Genomic DNA, 23,012 nt, shown 5'->3' with positions numbered 1-23,012 from the left:
AACGCACAGGCCCGGGCAAGACACGCCGACTGCGATACGCCCGAGACATGGCCACAACCCACCCCTACCCCAGCGACCTATCCGACGCCCGCTGGGCACTCCTCGAACCCACCCTGACCGCCTGGCGCACCGAACGCCGCCGCCACGGCCTGGAGCCACGGCCTGGACATCGGCCGCCCCTGCGAGCACGACCTGCGCGCCATCATGAACGCCATCCTCTACGTCGACCGCACCAGCCATCCCCGGGCGCTACCTGCCGCACGAATACCCGCCCTGGCAAAGGCGTCTACGCACTCCTTCGCCCACTGGCAACACGACGGCATCTTCACCCAACTCACCAGCCTACTGCGGCGATCAGCCCGGATCGCCGAAGGCCACACTCCCGACCCCAGCGCCTGCGTCATCGACGCCCAAACCATCAAAACCTCCGCCAACGTGCCCGCCACCGGCCAGGGCTACGACCCCGGCAAGAAAATCGCCGGCCGCAAGCGCAGCATCGTCATCGACACCCTTGCCCCTGCCACTCGCCGCCCTGGTCACTACCGCCGGCCTGTCCGATGCCGCCGCGATCCGGCCAGCAAAGGCTTCATCGTCCCGCCCCGGCGCTGGGCAGCCGAGCGCACCCTGGGCTGGCTGATGCTGCATCGCCGCCTGGCGCGTGACTATGAAGCCCGGCCGGACCGCTCCGAAGCCATGATCCATATCGCCATGATCGACGTCATCAGCCGTCGCCTCACCGGCGAAGCCACCCCTACCTGGCGTGGAACCTGAGTACGGATCAGACGGAAATCACGGGATCAAACGCCCACTTACTGTGCGGCGTCATCGTCAGCCTCCTGCTCGTTTTCACGTGCTTCCTGACGCTCGTGCGCCGCCCGCTGCCGATGCCACGGCACATCCCCGACCTGCTGCTGGGCGGCCTGCTCATGCACCGCGGCGTTCTGGCGATGGGCTTGGGCGGCACGCCGGTGACCGGCGCTGGCCTCGGTTTGGGCCTGCGCCGCCTCCTGGGCGGACTGCTCGGCCCGCTCAGCGGCCTGCTGCGCCTGCTGGGAGCTGGAACCGGAGGTCACCTCCTGCGGGGAGTGCGCCAGTTCTTCGATCCGCTCCCGCACCTGCGCAGCCCGCTCATCGGCACGCTGCGCCCGCTCACGAGCCCGCTGCGCGCGAGCCCGCGCCTCCTCATTGCGCTCTGGCACATGCTCGACCATCGCGATCTCCTACCCATCCGCCGCATGATCGATCAAGGGATGACGAACAACCACTCACACCGCATCAGGCCGGCCCGCCAGGAACGCCGCGGCCGCACCGGCATCGGGGAAAGTCGCAAAGGTGGTGAGGGGGCCGTGGCACGCAGCAACCGGGCCAGCCTGACCTCGCCGACCAGGGCACAGGCCAGCTCGTGGGCCTGACAGCGGTTGTAGGCCTCGATCAGCTCGCGCACGCCGATCGGATCGGCAAAGGCCACCGCGCTCACATCCACCACCAGGGCGCGCAGACCCGGCTGTGTCCATCGGGCGGCCAGTTGCCGGCCCAACAGCGACGCCAGGCCGACCGCCAGCGCCCCGCGCACCCGGGCGATGAGGACCCCGCCGGCGTGCTCGTGCAATTGCACGCTCAGCTGCGGCCTCTCCGGAAGAAGGGTGCATGACAAGGTCCCTGGCGCGCCTGGGGCACAACCGTGGCCGGCCCGTCTATCTTGCGCCAGAGCTTGTGGCCTGGGCGCGCCTGGGTCAAGGGGAGGGTGCGCGGGCGATCGCCGCACTCTGCCGCCGGCGCATCCTGCCTGGGGGCAGCGGGGCCGGCTGGCCGCCGGTGATCAATCCGCAAAAGGGCGCCTGTCCGATGGCCGCCAGGTGCCGAAGGGCCGCCCCCTTGCGACGTCACCGGGCGCGGGATGCGTTCGCGCGAACTGAGGAGGCGATCCAGGCGGCCGATCAGGCGGAGATCGAGGCGCGGGCCGGATACCGGCGGGCCGCCTGGGCGGTGCGCCGGGCCGCCCGGATGCATGAGCGGGCCGCCGAGCTGGGGTGGGGGATGTGCAGCGGCATCGCCGGCGGCGTACATGCGCTCCAGCTCGTTGATCTCGCGCAGCCGCTCCAGGGCCGGCCGTACGGCGTTCATGATGTGCTTGTGCAACCAGGCCGATGGCGCATCATCCGGATCGGGCTCAGGGATCCTCACGAAGGCCATCGTGCCCGTGCGGGTGATCGCACGCAGGGCCTGGCCGCAAGTGGCCAGACACCCCGGCGGCCTTGCCCTTCCAAGGCAGGGCCGCACGATCGGAGGTGAACCCGCAAGGTCAGCAGCCGACGATGTCCCACCGGGCCACGGTGGGGAGCATCTCCGCCCCTGCGGGGCCAGCAGTCGGCCGATCCAGGGACCGCCTGTGATTCCGTGCACCACTCCCGGCATGCAGGACATGGTCGCGATCGGAACGACTTTTACGGTGCCATGCGCGACCCGAGGGTGGCAAGCGAGTCATCCCACGTACAGGCCAGCTGACCCTTTCCGGTGTGCTTGATCTGCCCCTCTGCAGGGGCCTGTCGCTGAGTGGGGCCGGACCAAGTAAGCATCAAAGGCACAATCTGCAGGTCAGAGGGTGTGCTGGCGCGTGAATCGTGACTATATGAGCCGATTTGGTTGCAATTGACGTTTTCCACGCGTGAAAATCAAGCGCTGACGATGCGCCTCATCCAAGATGCGCTATTGCGGGCCGCGATCGGGTGACGTGACGGCGAGGGCGGAAGGACCGCGGCCTCTTGCCGTTCTTCGTACTGCGGACAGGCCCGTGAGGAGGTGGTCGACCTCCTCACGGGCCGGTTGGCGGTCGTTCAGGCAGGCGTCACGGGCAGCGGTTGGCGACGCAGAGCGGAGGCCACCCGTCGGGCGGGATGGGGGCCGCGGGCGGTGGATTGTCCGGGGTGCCGGGGTAGCGGTCGTTGAACCAGGCGCCGATCTGGCCCAGGGGACCGATCCCGAGGTAGTCGGCCTTCCGGTCGCCGTTGACGTCATGGAGCCGTACATTGTCCCGGTCGACTCCGACGTCGCCGATGATCTGGCCCTGCCAGATCCACCCTCTGCCGCCGAGGTCGTTGAGCCAGGCACGGACCTGTCCGTCGTCCTGGACGACGAGATAGTCGACCTTCCGGTCGCCGTTGACGTCGGCCAGGCGCACCCAGTCGCGGGGATAGCCGTAGCCGGGGTTGATCTCACCCTTCCACGTCCAGCCCTGGCCCGGGCCGTTGTTGATCCAGGCGCGGAGCTCGCCCTCGTCCTGGAGGACCAGGTAGTCGTCGAGGCCGTCGCCGTTGACGTCGGCCAGGCGGACCCAGTCACGCGGGTAGCCGTAGCCGGGGTTGAGTTCGCCCTTCCACGTCCAGCCCTGACCGTCGCCGTCGTTCTGCCAGGCCCGGAGCTGGCCCAAGTCCTGGAGGATGACGTAGTCGTCGCGGTTGTCGCCGTTCATGTCGGCCAGGCGGACCCAGTCACGCGGATAGCCGTAGCCGGGGTTGAGTTCGCCCTTCCACGTCCAGCCCTGACCGACGCCGCCGTTCAGCCAGCCCCGGAGCTGCCCCAGGTCCTGGACGATCAGATAGTCGTCGCGGTTGTCGCCGTCCATGTCGGCGAAGCGCACCCAGTCACGCGGATAGCTGTAGCCCGCGGAGATCTGGACGAGGTGGTTCCATCCCTCCCCGGGACTGGCGGGCGGGGGGCCGGGGTCGACCGGCGCCGGGTTGCCGGGGGTGGGGCCACCGGGGTAGCGGTCGTTGAACCAGGCGCCGATCTGGCCCAGGGGGCCGATCCCGAGGTAGTCGGCCTTCCGGTCGCCGTTGACGTCGGCGAGTCTCACGTTGTTCCGGTCGACTCCGACGTCGCCGATGACGGCGCCCTGCCAGATCCATCCCTTGCCGCCGAGGTCGTTGAGCCAGGCGCGGACCTGGCCGTTGTCCTGGACGACGAGGTAGTCGACCTTCTTGTCGGCGTTGATGTCCTCCAGGCGCACCCAGTCGCGCGGGTAGCCGTAGCCCGGGTTGATCTCGCCCTTCCACGTGAAGTCCTTGCCGGGGCCGTTGTTGATCCAGGCCCGGAGCTCGCCGCGGTCCTGGATGACCACGTAGTCGTCGAGGCCGTCGCCGTTGACGTCCTCCAGGCGCACCCAGTCACGCGGGTAGCCGTAGCCCGCGAGTTCGCCCTTCCACGTCCAGCTCTGACCGACGCCGTTGTTCAGCCAGGCTCGGACCTGCCCCTGGTCTTGGAGGATGACGTAGTCGTCGCGGTTGTCGCCGTCCATGTCGGCGAAGCGCACCCAGTCGCGGGGGTAGCCGTAGCCGGCGTTGAGCTCGCCCCTCCAATTCCAGCTCCGGCCGTCGCCGCCGTTCAGCCAGCCCCGGACCTGCCCCAGGTCCTGGACGATCAGATAGTCGTCGCGGTTGTCGCCGTCCATGTCGGCGAAGCGCACCCAGTCACGGGGGTAGCCGTATCCCGCGGAGATCTGCTCGACGGCGTTCCAGCCTTCGGCGGGGTTGGCGGGCTGGGGCATCTGGCACGCCGACGGGTTGCCGGCGACCGGGCCGGCGATGACGCCCTCGCGGAGCGCCGCGCTGATCGCGCTGTGGAAGACTCTGCCCATCTTGTCGTAGCCGCGCTGGCCGGGGTGGAGCTTGTCCCTAAGGTCGGCCTCGGTGACGGCGCCCATGCTCAGGGCCCGCACGCGCCGGCCCTCGGCGGCGAGGGTCCTGGCCATGTCCGGGATCCGGGAATTATACGCGGCGATCCGCGCGTTGATCGCGTCGTCCTGCGACGGTACGAGCCCGCTGACCAGCACCGTGGTCTCCGGAGCGGCACTGGTGATCTTGCGGATCAGGGCGGCGAGCCGATGGTGGGCGTTCCCGACGTCGAAGTTCCGGTTCATGTCGTTGGTCCCGATGTGCAGTAGGACGACGTTGGGCCGGTTGCGGCGTACGGTGCATTCGGCGATGTCGTCGATCTGGTCGATCCGCCAGCCGCCATGGCCTTCGTGGTCGGAGTCGGAGATGGAGCCCGCGCCCGAGTCCTGGGAACCCACGAAGTCCACCGAGTGGCCGGCCGTCTGCAACCCGCTCAGCAGTTCGCGCCGGTAACCGACGTATTTCTCGGTGCTGTCGCCGATCCCTCCGTAGCCCACGGTGATCGAGTCGCCCATCGGCATCACCCGCAGATTGGCCGGGCGGGGCATCCAACCCCGTGCGTTGGCCAGTTCGAGCAGCCTTCCCGCGGTCCCGGGGCCGCGTCCGCCCACCACAGTGGCCAGCGTCCTGAAGAAGCCGGCCGATGAGCCCCACCAGCGTTCGATCGTGTTCGCGACCGACAGGAACCCGTCGCGGATCTTCCCGAAAGCGGAGCTTAACGTGTAGCCGCTCTCGACCCTGCCCATGGTGAACGGGCCGAGCCAGACCTCCCAGACGAACGCGGAGACGGCGTCGACGATGAGGGATCCCAGCGCCCTCTCCCAGAAGGCCCAGTCCTTTGCCGGCCCGTCTTCGAGAGCCGTGATCAACAGGACGATGCCCTTGCTGATGATCACCTGCAGGCTGGCGCAAATCCCCTTGGCGAGGCTCGGAGTCGCCGGCATCGCGGGGACCAGGCCGATGACGCACACCACCCGGAACACGAGTCCACCGGCGGTGACGCTGACCCACATCAGCGCCTCCTCCCACCAGGACAGGTTGCTGGTGTGCACGTCCGATTCCACCGTGACCGACACGCCGGTGGACGTCACGGTGAAGGCGCCGTCGAACTCGCGCGGTTCCAGGTCACGCGCCCCAGGGAAGTCCGCGGGATGCGCCGCGATCTCCTCCTGGATGGTCTCGCTGAGGAGGTCGTTGCGGTTGTTGAATTCGTTCGCCCACGCGGTCAGCTCGGCCCGGTCGAATCCCTCGGGCATCGCGAAGTTCAGCGTGACCGTGGTCGCGGCGCTCGTCGCGGCGCTCGCCGCCGGCTGAAAGCCGACCTGAAGAAGCAGGCACAGGGTGACGAGCAGGGACGTCACGGCCCTGCCCCTTCTTCGGATCTTCCTGCCGATCACCGGCACTGTCCCTCCACGTGTACGAGCGGGCGGCCCGCTGGCGGCCTGCCGGAAGCCGTATCGGTCACATCGGGCTGCCGCCACCGGGGGGGTGAAGGGCAACAGGAGGCAAGGCGACCCAGCGGGCCGCGGGAATGGGAAGTTGTCACGAGAATCGGAGCTCCGTGATTCGCGGATAGGACCGGGCGAAGATGCTGGGGTGCGATGCGCCGGATGGGCCGCGCGTCGCCGGAACACACAGGGTCGGCGGCTACCGGCGATGGGGAAGCCTGTGCGGGGATCGGCGGGTTGCGGTCACCGACGGGGTCGGGACATCGGCTGTCCGACCCGGCGGAGGATGATGCCGGATGGGGTGAGGACCAACTGCGATCACGCGGCCGGTTCCGCCGGTTGGTTGTCGTGGGCGTTTGGAGAGATGCAGGTGCGATCCACTGGCCGACGAGGCCGTAGTCATCAGGTCTTCCTGCCGCGCGATTCAGCTCGCCTCACGCGAGAGCGCCGGCGGTATGTGCCTACGCGTCGAAGGTCCACCGGCTGGTAGCGGCCGCTGTTCCACGATGCGCGTAAGCGGCGCCGTTACGGTTGCTGCCGGTAGAAGGCATTCTTCCTCGCTCCAAGCCGGGACGCTCATATGGCGTCTCTTCTAATCGCGCATACAATCGCCACCAGAATGCGACTCGATGTATGGCGGGTGAACGATTCACCATGGCGAGATGACGTCGAGGACTTCTGACCAGCCGCGTCACGAGGGCCTTCCGATGAGATCATTAGGCCCTCCGGCCTGCGGGTTGCGTCTTTGACGCTTACTTGGTCCGGCCCTCCTTATCAGGGGCGTTCCGGATCAGGGAGATCGGAGCGCAGGAAGCTGTACAGCACGCCGTCGTGCCATTTCCCCGCACGGAAGCCAGCGCCACGCAGAACGCCCTCGCGGGTGAATCCCGCCTTCTCCAGCGCCCGCTGTTCGGCCACGTTGGTGATCTCGGTCCCGGCCTGGATCCGGTGGACCGTCGAATGGTCGAACAGGTACCGCACCAGGAGCCTCTGCGCTTGCGTCCCGTGACCCCGGCCCCGAAACTCCGGTGCCAGGATCAGCCCGATCTCCCAGCAGTGACCGGCTCTCGTGACGATCGCCTTGCTCCACGAGACGAAGCCGGCCCGCTCCTCTCCCCTGACGACCAGGAGAATCCCGCCGTCCGCCCCCAGCAGCCCGTCCTCCTCCCAGCGCCTGCGATGCCGGTGGGGGTCGTGCCAGCCGTACCACTGGTGGAGGCCCGCCCCGTCGGGGTCGTTGGTCAGCCGGCCGAGGAAGGGCAGGTCGTCCTCCGCGACGGCGCGCAGCTCGATCATCATGATCGGGATGCTACGCAGAACGCCTGCGCCGCCGGCCCATCGCCGACGCCACCGAGGCGGCCGCGGGTCTCAGCCGAGCTCCGTGAAGGGTCTCAGCGGGGCTCAGGGCAGGAGCTGGCGGTGATGCTGGCTCTGCCATTCCACCAGCAGCACGGTGGCATCATCGTCGAGGTGGTCGTGCTGATGCTCCAGCAAGGTCTGGATCAACCGGCGCAGCCTCTCAGGAGCCGGGGTGCCGTCGGCCTCGCGGCCGATGATGAAGTCGGCAAAGCGCTTCAGGCCGAACTCCTGGCCGTCGGGGCTTTTGGCCTCGATGATGCCGTCGGTGTACAACAACAGCCGGTCCCCGGGCTCCAGACACCCAATGCGCCGCACCGGGCCGCAGCATGCTCAGCGCCCAGCTGCGGGTGTTGGGCTCCTGCCGGGGCATTCACAGCCGGGCCCCGCCTGCACAAGCGGCGCCTCACCCCCCGTGCGTCGAGCCATGCACGCTGCCGGCCCGGCCCTGCGACGAGCGTCGCCGGGTGATGCCACCGCATCCGGCCGGCGACATGAGACCAGTGACAGGGGGCCGCTTCCGGGTACGGGGACCTCATGCTGAAACGCGCGCTGTGGCAGGGGCTGATCGCCGGGACGGCCGGGGCCACGGTGATGACACTGGCGGAAAAAGCCGAGCAGCGCCTGACCGGCCGGCCGGACTCCCATGTCCCGGCGCGGGTCCTGCAGCGGCTGACCGGGATGGCCGAGCGGCCCGGACGGCAGAGCCTGCCGGTGAACTGGGCCATGCACTTCGGGCAGGCAGCCGTGCTGGGCGTGCTGCGTTCGGTGATGGCCCACGCCGGGTTACGCGGGCCCTGGTCCTCGGCCAAGTTCGCGGTGGTCCGGCTCACCAACGACCAGATCCTGGAGAACGCCACCGGGGTCGGCGCGCCTCCTGAGTCGTGGCCCCGCCGCGAGCTGGCGGTCGATCTGCTGCACAAAGCGATCTACGCCTTCGCCACCGGCGTGGTGGCCGATGCGCTGGCCGCCCGCTCCGGGCCCGGCCCCGGGCAGCGGCATGCGGCGATGCGCCCGGGCCGGCAGGCCGATGCCGGGCCTGTGCCGCGGGCCGAGGCCTACCCTCGACGCAAGCCGGCACGACGCTGAGGCGGCCGTAACGGCCCGGAACTCCATAGCTACGACGAGCCGCCACTCGGGCGATCGGTGTGCTCAGGCAGGCTCGCCGGGCAGCAGGTCGGCCAGCGCAGTTCGCACAGCGGCGCGGCTGACTCCGTGGACGCGCGCGAGGGCAGCGCTAGAGGTTCCCTCGTCGCGGAACGCCGTCCGCACGTCCTCGCGGCGGGCACCTGCCGGCGCGGGCGGGCGGCCGCGGTAGCGGCCTTGAGCTTCGGCCGCGGCGATCCCTTCGGCGGTGAGTTCGTTCTGCAGGTCTCGCTGGAAGTGCCTCAGGAACTGACCGACGGAGGTGATCACGTTCATGACCAGCGCGGTGGTGGCGTCGTTCGCGGCGAGGTCGCGGCAGTTCGACAGGGGCCCGGATAGGACGCGCAGGGCGACGCCGCGCGCGGTGCACCAGTTGCGGACGTTGTGGATGTCGACGAGGTCGCGGCACAGCCGGAACAGCTCCGAGACCGTCAGCACGTCGCCGGGGTGCGCGGCGGCGGCGACTTGTCCGAACGCGGGCCGTTCCAGCGCGGGGACCTTCGAGGTGGTCGCCGGATCCTCGAACAGCAGCACGCCGCCGGCCGGGCGAAACCCTTCGGCGACGCCCTCGGTCCGCACCGGCAGGCCGGCCTCGGTGAGGATGCGGCGCCGCCGCAGCAGCGACTGAGTCGCGGTGGACACCCGCAAGTAGACGATCCACACCGAGGACTCCTAGAAGAAGGGACGGAGAGCCCTTCCACCTGTCGTCAATCCGAGCCCGAAATCGACTGCCCGCAGCGGTGTTCCGTCACCCGGTGCCCGGGTTTCCGGGTCGTTGTCCGGCCGCCCGAGGCGGGGCCGGCGGAGTGTCGGGGAACCTTCTGATCCCGACATCGTGCCGAAAAGCACAAACAAGCTCAGGACCTACGCCATGGACAAGATCCTCAAGAAGCGAACCGGTCCGCGTAACCGGGTGGCTCCCCGTTTGGCTCCCGGAGATCGGAAAAGGGGCTCCGGAGAACCTCCGAAACCCCTTCGACCAGTGATTACCTGGTCGGGACGACAGGATTTGAACCTGCGACCCCTTGACCCCCAGTCAAGTGCGCTACCAAGCTGCGCTACGTCCCGGTTTGTCCTTGTGGCCCTTGCGGGCCCTCCCTTGCGGGCGGACGTCATAACCTTAGCGCAGATCCGGCGGGATTGTGCACGCCGAGGTGTTCGCCGGGTGGTCGTGAGCGGGTGAAGGGTGAGGGGAACGTGGGGCGCAAGGCGCTGATCGATCAAGAGGAGTTGCGGCGGCTGGCCGGGCAGGGGTTGTCCAATGCGGAGCTGGCCGCGCGGTTCGGGGTGAGCGAGTCGGGGATCTTGCAGGCCAAGCGGGCGGCCGGGTTGTCGAAGCCGATGCTCGACCATTCGCGGGCGATCCCGTGGAAGCTCGACCGCGCCCACAACCAGTCGGGTCCGGCCACGAACCTGCGCAATCTTTCGGCCGTCGCCCAGGGGCGGACGATTCCCTCCGAGAAGCTCAACACCGCACTGCGCTGGGCCGAACGGCTGGTCGCCTCGGGAGCGGACATCTCCTACGACCCCGAGCAGGGGTTCCACGAGGTACCGGCCGCGAGCGGCGGGTCGCTGATCGAGGGGGTGCTCTCGGAGGCCAGGAAGGCCGTCGACGGGAGCTGAGAGCAGGGACGAGAGCCGAAGGGCGGGTAATACGACGGTAAGCGGACGGTTTTGAGATGGTCCTCCGGGGCAGCTGGCGGGACAACCGCTAACACAACCGGAGGCGCACATGTCCACCGTGATCTGGGTGGCCGTCGTCGTGGTCGCGGTGGTGGCGATCATCGCAATCGGCTATCTCGTCGTACAGCAGCAACGCCGGCACCGGCTTCGCGAGAAATTCGGCCCCGAGTACGAACGCACCCTGCAGGAGCGTGACAGCCGCAAGGAGGCCGAGCAGGAGCTTCTCGCCCGCGAGCAGCGCTTCAGCTCCCTCGACATCCGGCCGCTCGACGCCGAGACACGCAACGCCTATGCCAAGAAGTGGATCGAGGTCCAGGAGCGGTTCGTGGACGCCCCCGGGTTCGCGGTGACCGAGGCCGACCATCTGGTGACCTCCGTCATGGCCGACCGGGGTTACCCGACCGAGGACTTCGAGCAGCGGATCGCCGACCTGTCGGTCGCCCACGGCCGCACGCTCGACCACTATCGCAAGGCCCACGAGATCAGCGGCCGTGCCGCTCGCAACGAGTCCTCCACCGAGGATCTCCGGCAGGCCATGGTGCACTACCGCGCGCTGTTCGAGGAGCTTCTCGAGGCCTCGCACACCGACGCGGCCGATGACGGCCACTCCCTGCGGCATGCCGATCCGCACCGCGAGGAGACCCGGAACGACGCCGTGCGTCCCGGGCATGACGGCCATGACGAGCGGATCAGCGAGAACGAGCGGAACGCCCCCCGCGACACCCGAGGACGGTGACTCGAATGAATGACCGACCCGACCGGCTGGTCTACGGCCAGCCGGTCCACACCAACGAGGACACGCAGCCGAACATCCCGCCGCAGCGCGGCGAGGACGCGGCCGCGGATCCCTCGGCGCGCCCGACGACCGCACCGTACGGTGACGCCCCGGCCGGTCACCCCGCGCACGATGACTCAGCGAACGATCACCCGGCGCACGACACCGTTCCTCCCAACGACAGGCGGCACGAGGCCGGTCCGGCCGGTGACGTGCTGGAGCGGGAGACGCCGCTGACCGACGCCGACCGGGCCACCGCGGTCCAGCCCGACCCCGCCCACCCGGATCCGGCCCACCTGGACCCGGCGCACTCCGGCGCCGTGGTCGCCCCGGCCGGGCAGCCGGCCCACCACGCCGCCCGTACCTCCTCCCTGTTCGACCACGATCCCGAGGATCTACGGCGGCGCTGGCAGGAGGTCCAGGCCGGCTTCGTGGACGACCCGCGCGACGCGGTGGAACGCGCCGACTCCCTCCTGGAGGAGGTGACCTCCTCGGTCCGCAGGGCGCTGGAGGCCCGGGCCACCGAACTGCAGGGTCACTGGAAGGACGTCGAGCAGAACGACACCGAGCAGCTCCGTACGGCTCTGCGCGACTACCGGTCGACGCTTGAGGAGCTGCTGGGCCTGCCCGTCACGTCGGCCGGGACGAGGTGACCGATGCTCGCGATCGCCGCCGCCATCGTCTTCGGCCTCGGGCTGCTGCTCGACCTCATCGACGCCAGCCTCGGAGGAGGCATCAGCGGGACCACCTTCATGCTCCTCGGACTGCTCCTCCTCGCGCTGCACCAGGCCGGGGTGGGCACGGCCGGGTGGCGCGGAGGGAACTGGCGCCGCAGGAGGTGACCTCCCCCGGGATCCCGGATGCCGGGATCCCGGATGCCGGGATTCCGGATTAGGCCGGGAGACCGAAGGCCGGGCCACCGAAGCCGGACGACAACGAGAAGAACAACCGAAGAAGCGAAGCCCCAAAGAGAAGAAGCCCCAAAGAGAAGAAGCCCCAAAGCGAAGGGGCGCCGCCCTCGGGCGGCGCCCCTTCTCCGTGCGTTCCCTGGTTCCCTGATCAGCCCGCCGGGCGGGCCTCCGCCGCCTTCTCCGGGCGCGCCGCGAACTCGAACTCCTGGCGCGGGTGGGCCAGCTGGCCGAGCGAGGTGATCTCCCTGCGGAAGAACAGGGCGAGGGTCCAGTCGATCAGGACCCGTACCTTCCGGTTGAACGTCGGCACCCGCGACAGGTGATAGGTCCGGTGCATGAACCAGGCGGGAAAACCGCGCAGCTTTACGCCGTAGATCTGCGCGACGCCTTTGTGCAGGCCCAGGCTCGCGACGGAGCCGGCGTAGGCGTGCCGGTACTTCGTCAGCTCCCCGCCCCTGAGCGTGGCCACCACGTTGTCGGCCAGCGTGCGGGCCTGCCGTACGGCGTGCTGGGCGTTGGGCGCGCACATCTGGCCGGGCTTGGTCAGGTCGGGTACGGCTGCGCAGTCTCCGGCCGTGAACACGGTCGAGGAGCCGTCGACGGTCAGCGCGGCGGTCGCCTTGATCCTGCCCCTGTCGTCCAGCGGCAGCCCGCTGGCCTTCACCAGGGGGTGCGGCTTGACGCCGGCGGTCCACACCAGGGTGGAGGAGTCGAACTCGGTGCCGTCGTCCAGGACGATGTGGCCCTTCTCCGCGGACTCCAGGCGGGTGCCCAGGCGCACCTCGATCCCCCGGCTGCGGAGCTGCTCCAGCGTCCAGCGTCCCATCTCGGGACCGACCTCCGGCAGGATCCGCTCGGTGGCCTCGACCAGCACCCAGCGCATGTCGCCGGGGTGCAGCGAGGGGAAGAAGCGGCAGGCGTCGCGCGCCATGTCCTCCAGTTCGGCCAGGGCCTCGACCCCGGCGTAGCCGCCGCCGACGAAGACGAAGCTGAGGGCCCGGCTGCGGATCTCCTCGTCGGTGGTGGAGGCGGCCAGGTCGAGCTGGGCCAGCACGTGGTTGCGCAGGTGGATGGCCTCCTCGACGCTCTTGAAACCGATGCCGCACTCGGCCAGGCCCGGGATGGGCAGCAGGCGCGAGACGGAGCCGGGAGCGAAGACGAGCAGGTCATAGTCGATCATGCGGGGCGGGCCGCTGTGCGGGCGCATCTCGACGGTGCGGGCGTCCGGGTCGATGCCGACCACCCAGCCGTTGAGGATCTCGCACCTGTTCAGGACCCGCCGGAGCGGGACGACGACGTGCCGGGGCTCGATGTTGCCCGCCGCCGCCTCGGGCAGGAAGGGCTGGTAGGTCATGTACGAGTCGGCGTCGATGACGGTGACGCGGGCTTCTCCGCGCCGGAGCCTGCGCTGTAACCGCAGGGCGGTGTACATGCCGACGTAACCGCCGCCGACGATCAGAATGCGGGGAGGTCTGGTCATGGACGGGTCCCTACCCCGAAAAACGGCTTCAGATCGCGAACGCCATGGTGACGACCGTCCCCTCCGGCCCGGTCTCGAAGTCGATCCGGGAGCTGACCAGCCGGGCGACCCACAGCCCCATGCCGCTGGTGGCGTAGGGGCCGGGCGCCGTCTCCCCGGGGGGGACGGTGGGGGCCCACCGTCCCTCATCCCTGATCTGGACGACGAGGTGGCCATCGACGGTCCACATCCGCAGCACCGCCTTGGCGCTGGGATGCCCGTGGGTGACGGCGTTGGTCGCCACCTCGTTCACCGCGACGAGGAAGTCGGGCAGGGCCTCGGCGGCCATGCCCCCTCGCTGGGCCTGGGCCGCGGCGAAGTCGCGCACGTCGGGCAGGTCGGGAAGGCAGAAGGCGATCTCGGCGGCGGCGTTGCGGACAGCGGGAGGTGAGAGCCGGCCGCCGTCCGCCGTGAAGCGAGCCGGACGAACACCGTCTTCGTTCACCCGCGATCCGCCTCCTCTGTCCCGGAACGCCATTATCCTGAGTCCCCGCGGCTCACCGGAACGCACTCTATGCCACCTACGGCTCCGCCGACTTCGTTGCCCCGTAACGGGCGGCGTATTCAGCATTCGGCGACGAGCTCCTCACGAAGCTGGTCAAGCACCTTACGCAGGATCCGCGAGACGTGCATCTGGGAGATGCCGAACTCGGCGGCGATCTCCGCCTGGGTCATGTTCCCGAAGAAGCGCAGCAGCAGGATGTTCTTCTCCCGCGGCGGCAGCTTGTCGATGAGCGGCTTGACGGCCTCCCTGTCCACGAGGACCGACAGCGTGTCGTCCTCGTCGGGGATGACGTCGCCCAGCGCGGCGGCGTCGTCGTCGGTGCCGAGCGGCGCGTCGAGCGACAGCGCGCTGTAGGCGGCCGAGGCGTCCAGGGTGAGCAGGACGTCCTCTTCGGAGATATTCATCTTCGCGGCGAGCTCCGCGACTGTCGGCGAGCGGCCGAGGTCCTGGCTGAGATCGGCTACCAGGCGGTTCAGCTCGGCCCTGCGCTCCTGGTAGACGCGAGGCACCCGGATGGCCCAGGTACGATCGCGGAAGTGGCGCTTGACCTCACCGGTCATGGTGACGACGGCGTAGCCGCGGAAGGCGTGGCCGAGAGTCGGGTCGTAGCCGTTGATGGCCTTCATCAGTCCGACGTACGCGGCCTGGAGAAGGTCCTCCAGCGGTTCGCCCCGGTAGCGGTAACGGCGGGCGATCTCCATGGCCAGTGGACGGTGCATCTCGACGATGCGCTCGCGCAGGCGCTCGGCGCGGTATTCGGAGATCTCAGGCTGGACCATCTCGGCGAGGAGTTCCTCGGCGGTCATGTCGGTGAGTTCGATCGCCTGAACAGACATTGCTGCTCCCTGATATGACTGTCGGGCGGCGCCGGAGCCAACGGAAGCAACAGGAGTTTCCGGGCAGACGGCATCGCCTCGACCACTTTTCGAGGCGAGGCCCTCTGCTGGACCTCGGTTCGAGTATTACCCGGATTCCGGGAGTATTACTCTCCGCCAGGTAACAGTAAGGTTGCTATGCGAACCGCTAGGAGGATCTGGGTGACGGTGTCGGAGAACGGTGATGGGTCGACTGCCCTGACGTTGACGTCGGCGACGGTCGGCGAGGTCAGCGTGATCCGGGTGATGGGTCTGCTCGACGCCACCACACGCGATCAGTTCGCTGACTATCTCGCGGCGGAGACGGCCGAGCACGGTCCCGACATGGTCATCGACCTCAGCGGCGTGAGTTTCATGGACTCGCGAGCCCTCGGGCTCATCGTGCACCAGTGGCAGGTCAGCACCGGCCGGGGCGGCAGGTTCGCCCTTACCGGAGTGGAGTACTCCAAGACCAAGGTGATGTGGATCACCGGGCTGGCGCAGCGGCTGCCGCTGTACGACACGGTCGACGAGGCGCTGGCCGCCTTCGGCCGCCCCGCCTGAACCCGGCCGCAGGACCGCCCCGCCCGAACCCGGCCCGAAACCCGAACCCGGCCCGAAAACCGCGCCGGCGGGCTCAGCCCCGCTTCCTGCCCCGGTTGCGCTGGTGCTCGTCGACCAGGAGCCTGGCCAGGTCGACCACCTTGACCTGGTGGTGCTGGGAGATGCGGCGCAGCTCGTCGAAGGCCGCCTCGGCCGAGCATCCGCTGGACTTCATGATGATGCCCTTGGCCTGGTCGATGATGGCCCGTCCGGCCAGGGCCTCCTGCATCTGGGCCGCGTCGGTCCGCACCTCGTCGTAGTCCCACATGTTCGCCAGCGCCACGGTCACCTGCTCGGCGAGCATGTCGGCCAGGGACGGCACGCCGCGCGCGACGAAGACGCCGGGGCGCACACCGTACAGACCCAGCACAAGCACGGCGCGCTCGACGGTGATCGGCATCGCCAGGACCGAACGGACCCCGCAGCGCACCGCCATCGCCGCGTAGGACGGCCAGCGGGAGTCCCTGAGCACGTCCGGAACGATCACGTGCCCGCCGCTGGCGCGCGCCTCGGCCGAGGGTCCCTCCCCCAGATCGCTCTCGCTGTCGACCAGGACGACCAGCTCGCTGTGCGAGGCCGAGACCACCAGGCGTTCCCCGCGCCACAGCTCGGCGGTTCCGCCCGCGCAGCCGGGGACGCCGCCCGCCAGAGTGGTGGTGAGCCCGCGCAGCACGCTCTCGCTGGACGTCTCCTCGCTGACCCTGCCGAGGGCGGCGAGGTCCCGGGCGAGAACCGGGGTCACCATGTCCATGTCGTGAGATCCCTTCCCGGTACGGATAACTTAATCACTATCTGACATCTCATCGATAAGCCTCACCGGGTGGCGTACCGTCTAGGCGGGACCCGCCTCATCCCGGCCGGAGACGAGGACGAGCATTGACCGAAGCCTTTGGCCTTCCCGCACTTGAGCAGGCGCTGGACGCGCTCACCACCAGGGTGTCCTCCCTACGTGAGACCCGGTCCGCCTACCCCGGCGACCCGCGCTCCACACTCGACGCCGCGCTCGCCGAGCTGGACACGGCCCGCGACCTGCTCGACTCCGCCCTGCGCGAGTTGCGCAGGGCGCCCAAGCGGTCGGGCGAGCGGGAGAGCGGCTCGCAGCGGGAGCTCAAGCTGCTGCGCCAGGTGTTCAAGACGCTGCCGGTCCCGCTGGTGGTGCTGGACGACTCGGGGACGGTGCGGCGCATCAGCTCGGAGACCTCCCGGATGCTGGGCAGCCCGGCCGGTTACGTGATCGGCCGCTCGTTCGCGTTGTTCGTCGACGTCTCCCGCCGCGCGGCCTTCCGCTCGCACCTGACCGCGGTACGGCAGAGCGGCCAGACGGTGACCTTCCAGACCCGGCTGACCCACCAGGGCCGCGCGCACACCGTGCAGCTGGCCCTGACCCGGCTGACCATGCCGGGCGAGCCGCACGAGATGACCGCGATCCTGGTCCTGCCGCTGGAGACCCAGGTCTCCGAGACGCGGCCGGGACCGGCCGAGCGGTCGGACTCCGACCTGGTCATGGCCTCCGCGCGCCGCCAGGAGCTGCTGTCGCGGATGACGCGCCTGCTGCTGGACGAGGACAGCCTCCGCCAGCCGGTGACGGTGACCCGGGCCTCGCGGCTGCTGGCCTCCGAGGCGGCCGACTGGGTGATCGCCGACGTGGTCCGCGACGGCTCGCCCCGCCGGGCCTGCGTGCTCGGCCCGGTCGACAAGCCGGTGGCCGAGCTGGTCCGCGTGGTCGAGAACCTCAACCCGCTCAGCGCGCCGCTCATCGCCCACGTGCTCACCAGCGGCTCCGGCGGCGTGGTGCACGAGATGCTGGAGGAGGAGACGCTGCTGGGCGGCGTCCCCGACGGGCCGCCGCTGCTGCGGGTGATGGGCGCCGCCTCCGTGCTGTGCGCGCCGATCCAGGACCAGGACGGCGCGGTGGGCGCCCTCACCCTCGTACGGCTGCGCGACCGCGAGCCGTTCACCCTGGCCGACCTGGGCCTGATCGAGGAGATCGGCGTCCACCTCGGGCTGGCCCTGCGGGCCCGGCGCAGCTTCCAGAACCGGTCGCAGGCGGCCGAGGCGCTGCGCACCAGCGTGGTGCCCCGCACCCTGCCGGACATCCCCGGCTTCGAGGCCGCCGCGATCTACCACGCGGGCTCCAGCCTGGTCGGGGCCGAGTTCTACGACGTCTTCCCCTTCGCCGGCGGCTGGGGCTTCGCGCTGGGCGGGGCGGCGGGCAAGGGCGAGGAGGCCGCCTCGGTCAGCGCCATGGTGCGCAACGGGCTGCGCGTGCTCAGCGTGTGGGAGAGCGATCCGGGCGAGACCCTGCGCAAGCTCAACCAGGCGCTGGCCGCCCAGAACAACGGCATGTTCGTGATGGCCGTGGCCGGGTTCGTCAAGGGACGGCGGATCAGGCTCTCCAGCGCCGGGCACCACCCCGCCGCGCTGTTGCAGCCCGACGGGGCGGTGCGCTTCACCGCCGGGGGCGGCGTGCCGCTGGGCATCTCCCCCGAGGCCGAGACCTTCGACGAGGAGATCACACTGGCGGCGGGCCAGACCCTGCTGTTCTATTCGGACGGGCTGATCGCCTCCCGCAACGAGCACGGGGAGGCCTACGGCGAGAGCCGCCTGGCCGACGTCCTGGCCCGGTGCGTCTCGCAGTCCCCGGCCACCGTGGTCAAGGCGGTGGAGGAGGACAGGCACGCGTTCTCCGGCGGACGGGTCTGGGACGAGATCGTGATACTTGCCCTGCGCGTTGTGTGAGGATCGTATAACTTAACGTTCCATGGCCCGGCGCATACCGGGTCGCGCACCAGCGCCAGGCCACGGAGACGAGGTGTACAGGCGAGTCGGCATTGACCACGGCCGGGACGCGGCGCCCGGCCGGTGTCCGGACAGAGACGACCTCCCATGACTTCCATTCACCAAGCGGCGCTCTACGACTCAGACGAGCGGTTCCTCGCCGTGGCGCTGCCGTTCGTCTACGACGGGCTCGCCAAGGGCGAGCCCGTCCTGGTCTCCACCACCCCGGCCAACCTGGAACTCCTCGGTGACGCCCTGGGCCGGGACGGCCGCCGGGTCGACTACGCCGAGGCCGCCTTCCTCGGCCGCCGGCCGGTCCAGCGCACCACCGCCTTCCACCGCTACTGGCGCCGGCGGGGCCCGGAGGCCCCCTACGGGGGGCACGTGCGGGTGATCTCCGAACCGGTGTGGACCGGCCGGGCGCCCGGTGACGTGCGCGTCTGGCAGCGCATGGAGTCGATCCAGAACCTGCTGCTCGAGGGCACCAACGTCTGGATGATCTGTCCCTACGACACCCGCGTCCTGGACGCCGGGCTGATCGCGACCGCCAGGCGCACCCATCCCTCGCTGTCGGAGGACGGCCGGACCTCAGTCTTCTGCCCGGAGTACACCGACCCGGCGGACTTCGTCCGCGAGTGCGACGCCGTACCGCTGCCGTCCCCTCCCGAGGAGGCGGTCACCCGGTACGTGGAGACGCTGCCGACGTTGCGCTCCTTCGTCTCCGACCAGGCGACCTTCTTCGGGCTGAGCAGGGATCGCTCCACTCTGCTCGCGGTGGCGGTCAACGAGGTGGCCGGGCATCTGGACCCGCCGGTCACCGTCCACCTGTGGGAGAGGTTCGGGGCGATCGTCTGCCAGGTCCACCGGGCCGGAGGGGGCCTGACCGATCCGTTGGCCGGCTTCGTGCCGCCGAGCCCCACCGCCGGGCCGGGTGACGGGCTGTGGATCGCCCGTCAGCTCTGCGACCGGCTGGACATCCACCACGACGCGGACGGGTGCACGGTCCAGGTGCACGTGCCGAGTTCTCGGGCCGAAGAACTACGACAGAGCCGGAAATACTGAGGTTTGCCACCCGGAAGGATCCGGGTATTGTTTGGTGCATACAGACGAGTGCCTAAGACGCAGGCACCCCCTGGAAGTCCAGGCTTTCCATGCCTATCTCCCCCAGAGGTGTGCCGTGAATATTGCATTTGTCGCTTCCGATGCTCCGTCCGCCGCCAACGACCAGTCCGCTCACCGCGCGCAGATGCTGGCCGTCGCCCGAGAGCTCGGCAGGGATCACAAGGTCACCATCTACACGCGCAGGGGCTCCGACTCCGGCAAGGCGCGTGTCCGCGTGGCCCACGGCGTCACCATGGAACACCTTTCCGCGGGTCCCGCCCGTGACCTGCCCGAGGACGGCGTGCTGCCCTACCTGTCCGACCTGAGCGGCCAGCTGATGGACCGCTGGGGCCAGGACCGGCCGGACGTCATCCACGCCCACTCCTGGACCGGCGGCCTGGCCGCCATCGCCGGTGCGAGCAACCTGCGCGTCCCGGTCACCCAGACCTTCACCCGTTCCGCCTCCGCCGACGCCAAGAAGGCCCGGCTGCAGCGCGCGATCGGCCGCCGGGCCGACGCGGTGATCGTCGGGTGCGGGGACGAGGAGTCCGAGATGATCCGCATGGGCGTGCCGCGCCGCAACATCGCGGTGGTGCCCTGCGGCGTCGACATCGAGCGCTTCCGGCGCCAGGGACCGGCGGCCCCGCGCGGCACCCGGCCCCGGCTGCTGCACGTGGGCTCGCTGGCCGAGAACGCGGGCGCGCAGACCGCGATCCGGGCGCTGAGCGGCATCCCGGACGCGGAGCTGCTCATCGCCGGCGGCCCGGTCGCGGCCGATCTCGAGCACGACGCCGACGCCTACCAGGCCCGGCTGCTGGCCAAGGAGCTCGGCGTGGACGACCGGGTCACCTTCCTGGGGCAGATCCCGCACGCCTCGGTCCCCAAGCTGATGCGCAGCGCCGACGTCGTCGTCTCGCTGCCGCGCGAGGTCGCGGCGGGCGTCGTGACGCTGGAGGCCATGGCCTGCGGCGTGCCGGTCGTCGCCTCGGCGGTGGGCGCGCACATGGACTCCGTCGTCGACGGGGTGACCGGCCTGCTGGTCGCCCCGGACCGCCCCGCGCAGACCGCCAGGCTCACCCGTGAGCTGCTGGCCGACCCGACCCGCCGTACGGCCCTGGGCTTCGCGGCCGCCGACCGGGTCCGGTCCCGCTACTCCTGGGAGCGGATCAGCCAGGAGCTCGTCCGCGTCTACGAGGAAGCTTTGGCCGCCCAGCACTGAGTACCGGGTCTCCCGGCCCAGTGCTGGGTTCCCCTGATTTCCCGAGGTCCCCGCGCCCGCGCCCCGGCGCCGGGGACCTCGTTGATCATACGGCCGGTGGATATACGGTTGACCGTATGTTGATCCACCCTTGGGATGCCGCACCCGAGGACGAGGCCCTGGCCTTCGTCCGGTCCAGCGGGTTCGGTCATCTGGTCGCGGGCGGCCGGGACCGCGAGGTCCCGGTCGTGGTCCCCACCCAGTTCCTGCTCGCCGACGACCGCACGGTCCTGCTCCACCTGGCCCGGCCCAACCCCGTCTGGGCCGCCGTCGAGGAGAACCCTGCCGTGGTCCTGTCCGTCGCGGGCGACTGGGCCTACGTGGAGGGCGGCTGGAAGGTCCTGCCCGGCGAGGACGACCCGCGGCGCGGCATCCCGACCACCTACTACGCGGCGGTCCAGCTGCTGTGCCACGCCGAGATCGTCACCGACGCCGCGGGCAAGGCCGAGATCCTCAGGGCGCAGATCGCGCAGCTGGAGGGCGGGGGCGCCCTGGTGGACCCCGCCGAGCACGAGCGGCGCTTCGCCGGGATCCGGGGTCTGCGGCTGACGATCCGCAAGGTGGACGGCAAGTTCAAGTACGGCGGCAACGTCGACGAGGCGCACCGGCGGCACGTCGCCGAGCGGCTCGCCGAGCGCGGCGGGCCCGGTGACGCAGCCGCCCGCGCGCACCTGCTGCGGGGCCTGGAGCGGGAGGTGGCGGGAGAACCCGCCGCCCGGTAGGCCGGAGACGCGCCCCCCCGATGGACCGCGCGTCGCCACTAAAACTCGCTAGCCGCCGCTAAAACCAGCTATAAGCCGATAAATGCCGCACGTTTGCCGGATCTCTCTGCCATCGTTGAGGCACGGGAGGCGAGGACACATGGATCTCGGTGATGCGAAGGATCTGTCCAGGGCGCTGAGCGAGCTCATGCGTGACGCCCACCACGTCCTGGAGGAGGGCAGGGAGCCCGCCGAACTGGTGGTCAGGGTCACCGGCCATCTGGGCTGCGACTTCAGGCACGTGGTCTCGGTCACCGAGACCTTCCCCAACTGGGAGCACGCCAACCTGCAGCGCGGCGCGGACGCCTACCTCGCCCGGCACAGCCCGCCGGCCGAGTGGTTCGGCATCGCCGGGCAGGGGCGCGAGCACGACGACTACGTGAACATGCTGGCCGGCGCGGCACGCGGCTACGAGCGCTACGAGATCGGCGCGGTCGACTACGGCACGGCGCCGATCGGCCCCGACGCCACCACCGAGGTCGTCACGCTCGGCCTGGTGCTGACCCGCTCCCCCGGCGGCTCCCCCGTCGTGGTCGGCCTGCGCGGCCCGCAGGAGCACGGACCGCGGCAGTCGCAGGTCACCGTGCTGGCCGCCGACCGGCGCGAGGCGGTGGCCGTACGCGACGAGATCGGCGCGCTCATGCGCGAGCACGACGTCTACCGGGGCCAGGTGCTGTCGTTCGCCTGGAGCGAGCACCGGGGCAACGACCTGGTGACCTTCCTGCCCCGCCCGGACATGGCCGCCGACCAGGTGGTGCTGCCCGAGGGCGTGCTGGAGACGATCGAGCGGCACGTCGTGGGCATCGGCGAGCTGGCCGTACGGCTGCGCGAGCACGGCCAGCACCTCAAGCGGGGCCTGCTGCTGCACGGCCCGCCCGGCACCGGCAAGACCCACACGGTCCGCTATCTGATGGGCCGGATGAGCGGGTGCACGGTGATCGTGATGACCGGGTCGGCGATCCGGTTCGTCAGCCAGGCGGCCGGGCTCGCCCGGCGGCTCCAGCCCGCGGTGATCGTCCTGGAGGACGTGGACCTGGTCGCCATGGACCGCTCGTTCACCCAGGAGGGCAACCCCCTGCTGTTCGCGCTGCTCGACGCCATGGACGGGGTGGGCGCCGACTCCGACGTGGCGTTCGTGCTGACCACGAACCGGGCGGGGGTCCTGGAGCGGGCGCTGGCCGACCGGCCGGGGCGGGTGGACCTGGCGGTGGAGATCCCCAAGCCGGACGCCGCCGGCCGGGCCGCGCTGCTGCGCCTGTACTCCCGCGACCTGCGGCTGGAGGCCGACCTCGACCCGATCGTCACCCGGACCGAGGGGGCGACCGCCTCGTTCTTCAAGGAGCTGCTGCGCCGCGCGGTGCTGGTCGCCCTGCGTGACGGCGCCGGAGGGGACGGGCAGACCGTCTCGGCGCTCACCGAGGCCCACCTGGGCGCCGCGCTGGAGGAGATGCTCGGCGAGCGCGAGTCGCTGACCCGGGCCCTGCTGGGCTCCGGCGATCACGACCCGGACGACGCGCCGCCGATGTCCCCCGGCATGGGCCCCGGCGGTGCGGGTCCCGGCGTCTACGGCGACGGAGCGGTGATCGGGTACGTCGAGTACGGTCCCTGACCCGCGCGCGAGCCCGGTCCCCGGCCCGTGCCCGC

21 protein-coding genes, 1 tRNA gene and 1 pseudogene are annotated in these 23,012 nt (G+C 70.2%); 12 read left to right on the top strand and 11 right to left on the bottom strand.

Features of this window, described 5'->3' with window-relative positions:
- Positions 1–47 precede the first annotated feature (47 nt).
- Positions 48–771, top strand: a pseudogene (locus Psi01_RS28525) (transposase).
- A 38-nt stretch (positions 772–809) separates the two neighbouring features.
- On the opposite strand, the gene Psi01_RS28520 reads toward Psi01_RS28525, so the two are convergent.
- The 5 genes from Psi01_RS28520 to Psi01_RS28500 all read right to left on the bottom strand — a co-directional run bounded on the left by Psi01_RS28520 (position 810) and on the right by Psi01_RS28500 (position 7,792).
- Positions 810–1,211: a hypothetical protein gene (locus Psi01_RS28520; RefSeq protein WP_204067208.1), complete on the bottom strand. Its 402-nt coding sequence runs from the start codon at positions 1,209–1,211 to the stop codon at positions 810–812.
- Positions 1,212–1,243: 32 nt separating this feature from the next.
- Complete coding sequence (locus tag Psi01_RS28515) at positions 1,244–1,615, bottom strand: STAS domain-containing protein (RefSeq protein ID WP_204067207.1); 372 nt, start codon at positions 1,613–1,615, stop codon at positions 1,244–1,246.
- A gap of 1,230 nt (positions 1,616–2,845) precedes the next feature.
- Positions 2,846–6,031: an FG-GAP-like repeat-containing protein gene (locus tag Psi01_RS28510; protein ID WP_204067206.1), complete on the bottom strand. Its 3,186-nt coding sequence runs from the start codon at positions 6,029–6,031 to the stop codon at positions 2,846–2,848.
- A gap of 861 nt (positions 6,032–6,892) precedes the next feature.
- Positions 6,893–7,417, bottom strand: a complete 525-nt coding sequence (locus tag Psi01_RS28505) for a GNAT family N-acetyltransferase (protein WP_204067205.1) — start codon at positions 7,415–7,417, stop codon at positions 6,893–6,895.
- A gap of 102 nt (positions 7,418–7,519) precedes the next feature.
- Positions 7,520–7,792, bottom strand: a complete 273-nt coding sequence (locus tag Psi01_RS28500) for a PP2C family protein-serine/threonine phosphatase (RefSeq protein ID WP_204067204.1) — start codon at positions 7,790–7,792, stop codon at positions 7,520–7,522.
- 219 nt (positions 7,793–8,011) lie between these two features.
- Between Psi01_RS28500 and Psi01_RS28495 the strand changes: the two genes are divergently transcribed.
- Positions 8,012–8,563 carry a hypothetical protein gene (locus Psi01_RS28495; protein ID WP_204067203.1) on the top strand — a complete coding sequence of 184 codons (552 nt, stop codon included), beginning with the start codon at positions 8,012–8,014 and terminating at the stop codon, positions 8,561–8,563.
- Positions 8,564–8,626: 63 nt separating this feature from the next.
- Here Psi01_RS28495 and Psi01_RS28490 read toward each other — a convergent pair whose 3' ends face one another.
- On the bottom strand, positions 8,627–9,283 hold the full coding sequence (locus Psi01_RS28490) for a recombinase family protein (RefSeq protein ID WP_204067202.1): 657 nt from the start codon (positions 9,281–9,283) through the stop codon (positions 8,627–8,629).
- A gap of 328 nt (positions 9,284–9,611) precedes the next feature.
- Positions 9,612–9,688, bottom strand: a tRNA-Pro gene (locus Psi01_RS28485).
- Between the two features lie 111 nt (positions 9,689–9,799).
- Here Psi01_RS28485 and Psi01_RS28480 point away from each other — a divergent pair.
- From Psi01_RS28480 to Psi01_RS28465, 4 genes are all read left to right on the top strand, one after another.
- Positions 9,800–10,243: a helix-turn-helix domain-containing protein gene (locus Psi01_RS28480; protein WP_239128102.1), complete on the top strand. Its 444-nt coding sequence runs from the start codon at positions 9,800–9,802 to the stop codon at positions 10,241–10,243.
- 109 nt (positions 10,244–10,352) lie between these two features.
- A complete protein-coding gene (locus tag Psi01_RS28475) occupies positions 10,353–11,039 on the top strand; it encodes a hypothetical protein (RefSeq protein ID WP_239128101.1) in 687 nt (228 codons plus the stop codon).
- 5 nt (positions 11,040–11,044) lie between these two features.
- On the top strand, positions 11,045–11,731 hold the full coding sequence (locus Psi01_RS28470; RefSeq protein ID WP_204067201.1) for a hypothetical protein: 687 nt from the start codon (positions 11,045–11,047) through the stop codon (positions 11,729–11,731).
- A gap of 3 nt (positions 11,732–11,734) precedes the next feature.
- Positions 11,735–11,920 (top strand): hypothetical protein, encoded by a 186-nt coding sequence (locus tag Psi01_RS28465; RefSeq protein WP_203879613.1) that lies wholly within the window; start codon positions 11,735–11,737, stop codon positions 11,918–11,920.
- A gap of 217 nt (positions 11,921–12,137) precedes the next feature.
- On the opposite strand, the gene Psi01_RS28460 is transcribed toward Psi01_RS28465, so the two are convergent.
- The 3 genes from Psi01_RS28460 to Psi01_RS28450 all read right to left on the bottom strand — a co-directional run bounded on the left by Psi01_RS28460 (position 12,138) and on the right by Psi01_RS28450 (position 14,849).
- Positions 12,138–13,469: an NAD(P)/FAD-dependent oxidoreductase gene (locus Psi01_RS28460; protein ID WP_204067200.1), complete on the bottom strand. Its 1,332-nt coding sequence runs from the start codon at positions 13,467–13,469 to the stop codon at positions 12,138–12,140.
- 28 nt (positions 13,470–13,497) lie between these two features.
- Positions 13,498–13,953 carry an ATP-binding protein gene (locus Psi01_RS28455; RefSeq protein ID WP_204067199.1) on the bottom strand — a complete coding sequence of 152 codons (456 nt, stop codon included), beginning with the start codon at positions 13,951–13,953 and terminating at the stop codon, positions 13,498–13,500.
- A 119-nt stretch (positions 13,954–14,072) separates the two neighbouring features.
- Positions 14,073–14,849 carry a SigB/SigF/SigG family RNA polymerase sigma factor gene (locus tag Psi01_RS28450; protein WP_204067198.1) on the bottom strand — a complete coding sequence of 259 codons (777 nt, stop codon included), beginning with the start codon at positions 14,847–14,849 and terminating at the stop codon, positions 14,073–14,075.
- A 201-nt stretch (positions 14,850–15,050) separates the two neighbouring features.
- Between Psi01_RS28450 and Psi01_RS28445 the strand changes: the two genes are divergently transcribed.
- Positions 15,051–15,431 carry an STAS domain-containing protein gene (locus tag Psi01_RS28445; protein ID WP_239128100.1) on the top strand — a complete coding sequence of 127 codons (381 nt, stop codon included), beginning with the start codon at positions 15,051–15,053 and terminating at the stop codon, positions 15,429–15,431.
- A 73-nt stretch (positions 15,432–15,504) separates the two neighbouring features.
- Here Psi01_RS28445 and Psi01_RS28440 read toward each other — a convergent pair whose 3' ends face one another.
- Positions 15,505–16,221, bottom strand: coding sequence for an ANTAR domain-containing response regulator (locus Psi01_RS28440; protein ID WP_204067196.1), 717 nt, complete (start codon positions 16,219–16,221; stop codon positions 15,505–15,507).
- A 125-nt stretch (positions 16,222–16,346) separates the two neighbouring features.
- On the opposite strand from Psi01_RS28440, the gene Psi01_RS28435 reads away from it, so the two are divergent.
- The 5 genes from Psi01_RS28435 (at position 16,347) to Psi01_RS28415 (ending at position 22,977) form a co-directional block, all read left to right on the top strand.
- On the top strand, positions 16,347–18,209 hold the full coding sequence (locus tag Psi01_RS28435; RefSeq protein ID WP_204067195.1) for a SpoIIE family protein phosphatase: 1,863 nt from the start codon (positions 16,347–16,349) through the stop codon (positions 18,207–18,209).
- A gap of 147 nt (positions 18,210–18,356) precedes the next feature.
- Positions 18,357–19,310, top strand: coding sequence for an anti-sigma factor RsbA family regulatory protein (locus Psi01_RS28430; RefSeq protein WP_204067194.1), 954 nt, complete (start codon positions 18,357–18,359; stop codon positions 19,308–19,310).
- 115 nt (positions 19,311–19,425) lie between these two features.
- Positions 19,426–20,568 carry a glycosyltransferase gene (locus Psi01_RS28425; protein ID WP_239128099.1) on the top strand — a complete coding sequence of 381 codons (1,143 nt, stop codon included), beginning with the start codon at positions 19,426–19,428 and terminating at the stop codon, positions 20,566–20,568.
- Between the two features lie 116 nt (positions 20,569–20,684).
- On the top strand, positions 20,685–21,329 hold the full coding sequence (locus Psi01_RS28420) for an FMN-binding negative transcriptional regulator (RefSeq protein ID WP_204067193.1): 645 nt from the start codon (positions 20,685–20,687) through the stop codon (positions 21,327–21,329).
- Between the two features lie 139 nt (positions 21,330–21,468).
- A complete protein-coding gene (locus Psi01_RS28415; RefSeq protein WP_204067192.1) occupies positions 21,469–22,977 on the top strand; it encodes an AAA family ATPase in 1,509 nt (502 codons plus the stop codon).
- Positions 22,978–23,012 lie beyond the last annotated feature (35 nt).

The organism is Paraplanobispora siamensis (genome assembly GCF_016863175.1).
Classification (GTDB): Bacteria; Actinomycetota; Actinomycetes; order Streptosporangiales; family Streptosporangiaceae; genus Planobispora; species Planobispora siamensis.
Note: the sequence above shows the minus strand (reverse complement) of the source record. Positions and strands in the feature narration are given on the sequence as shown.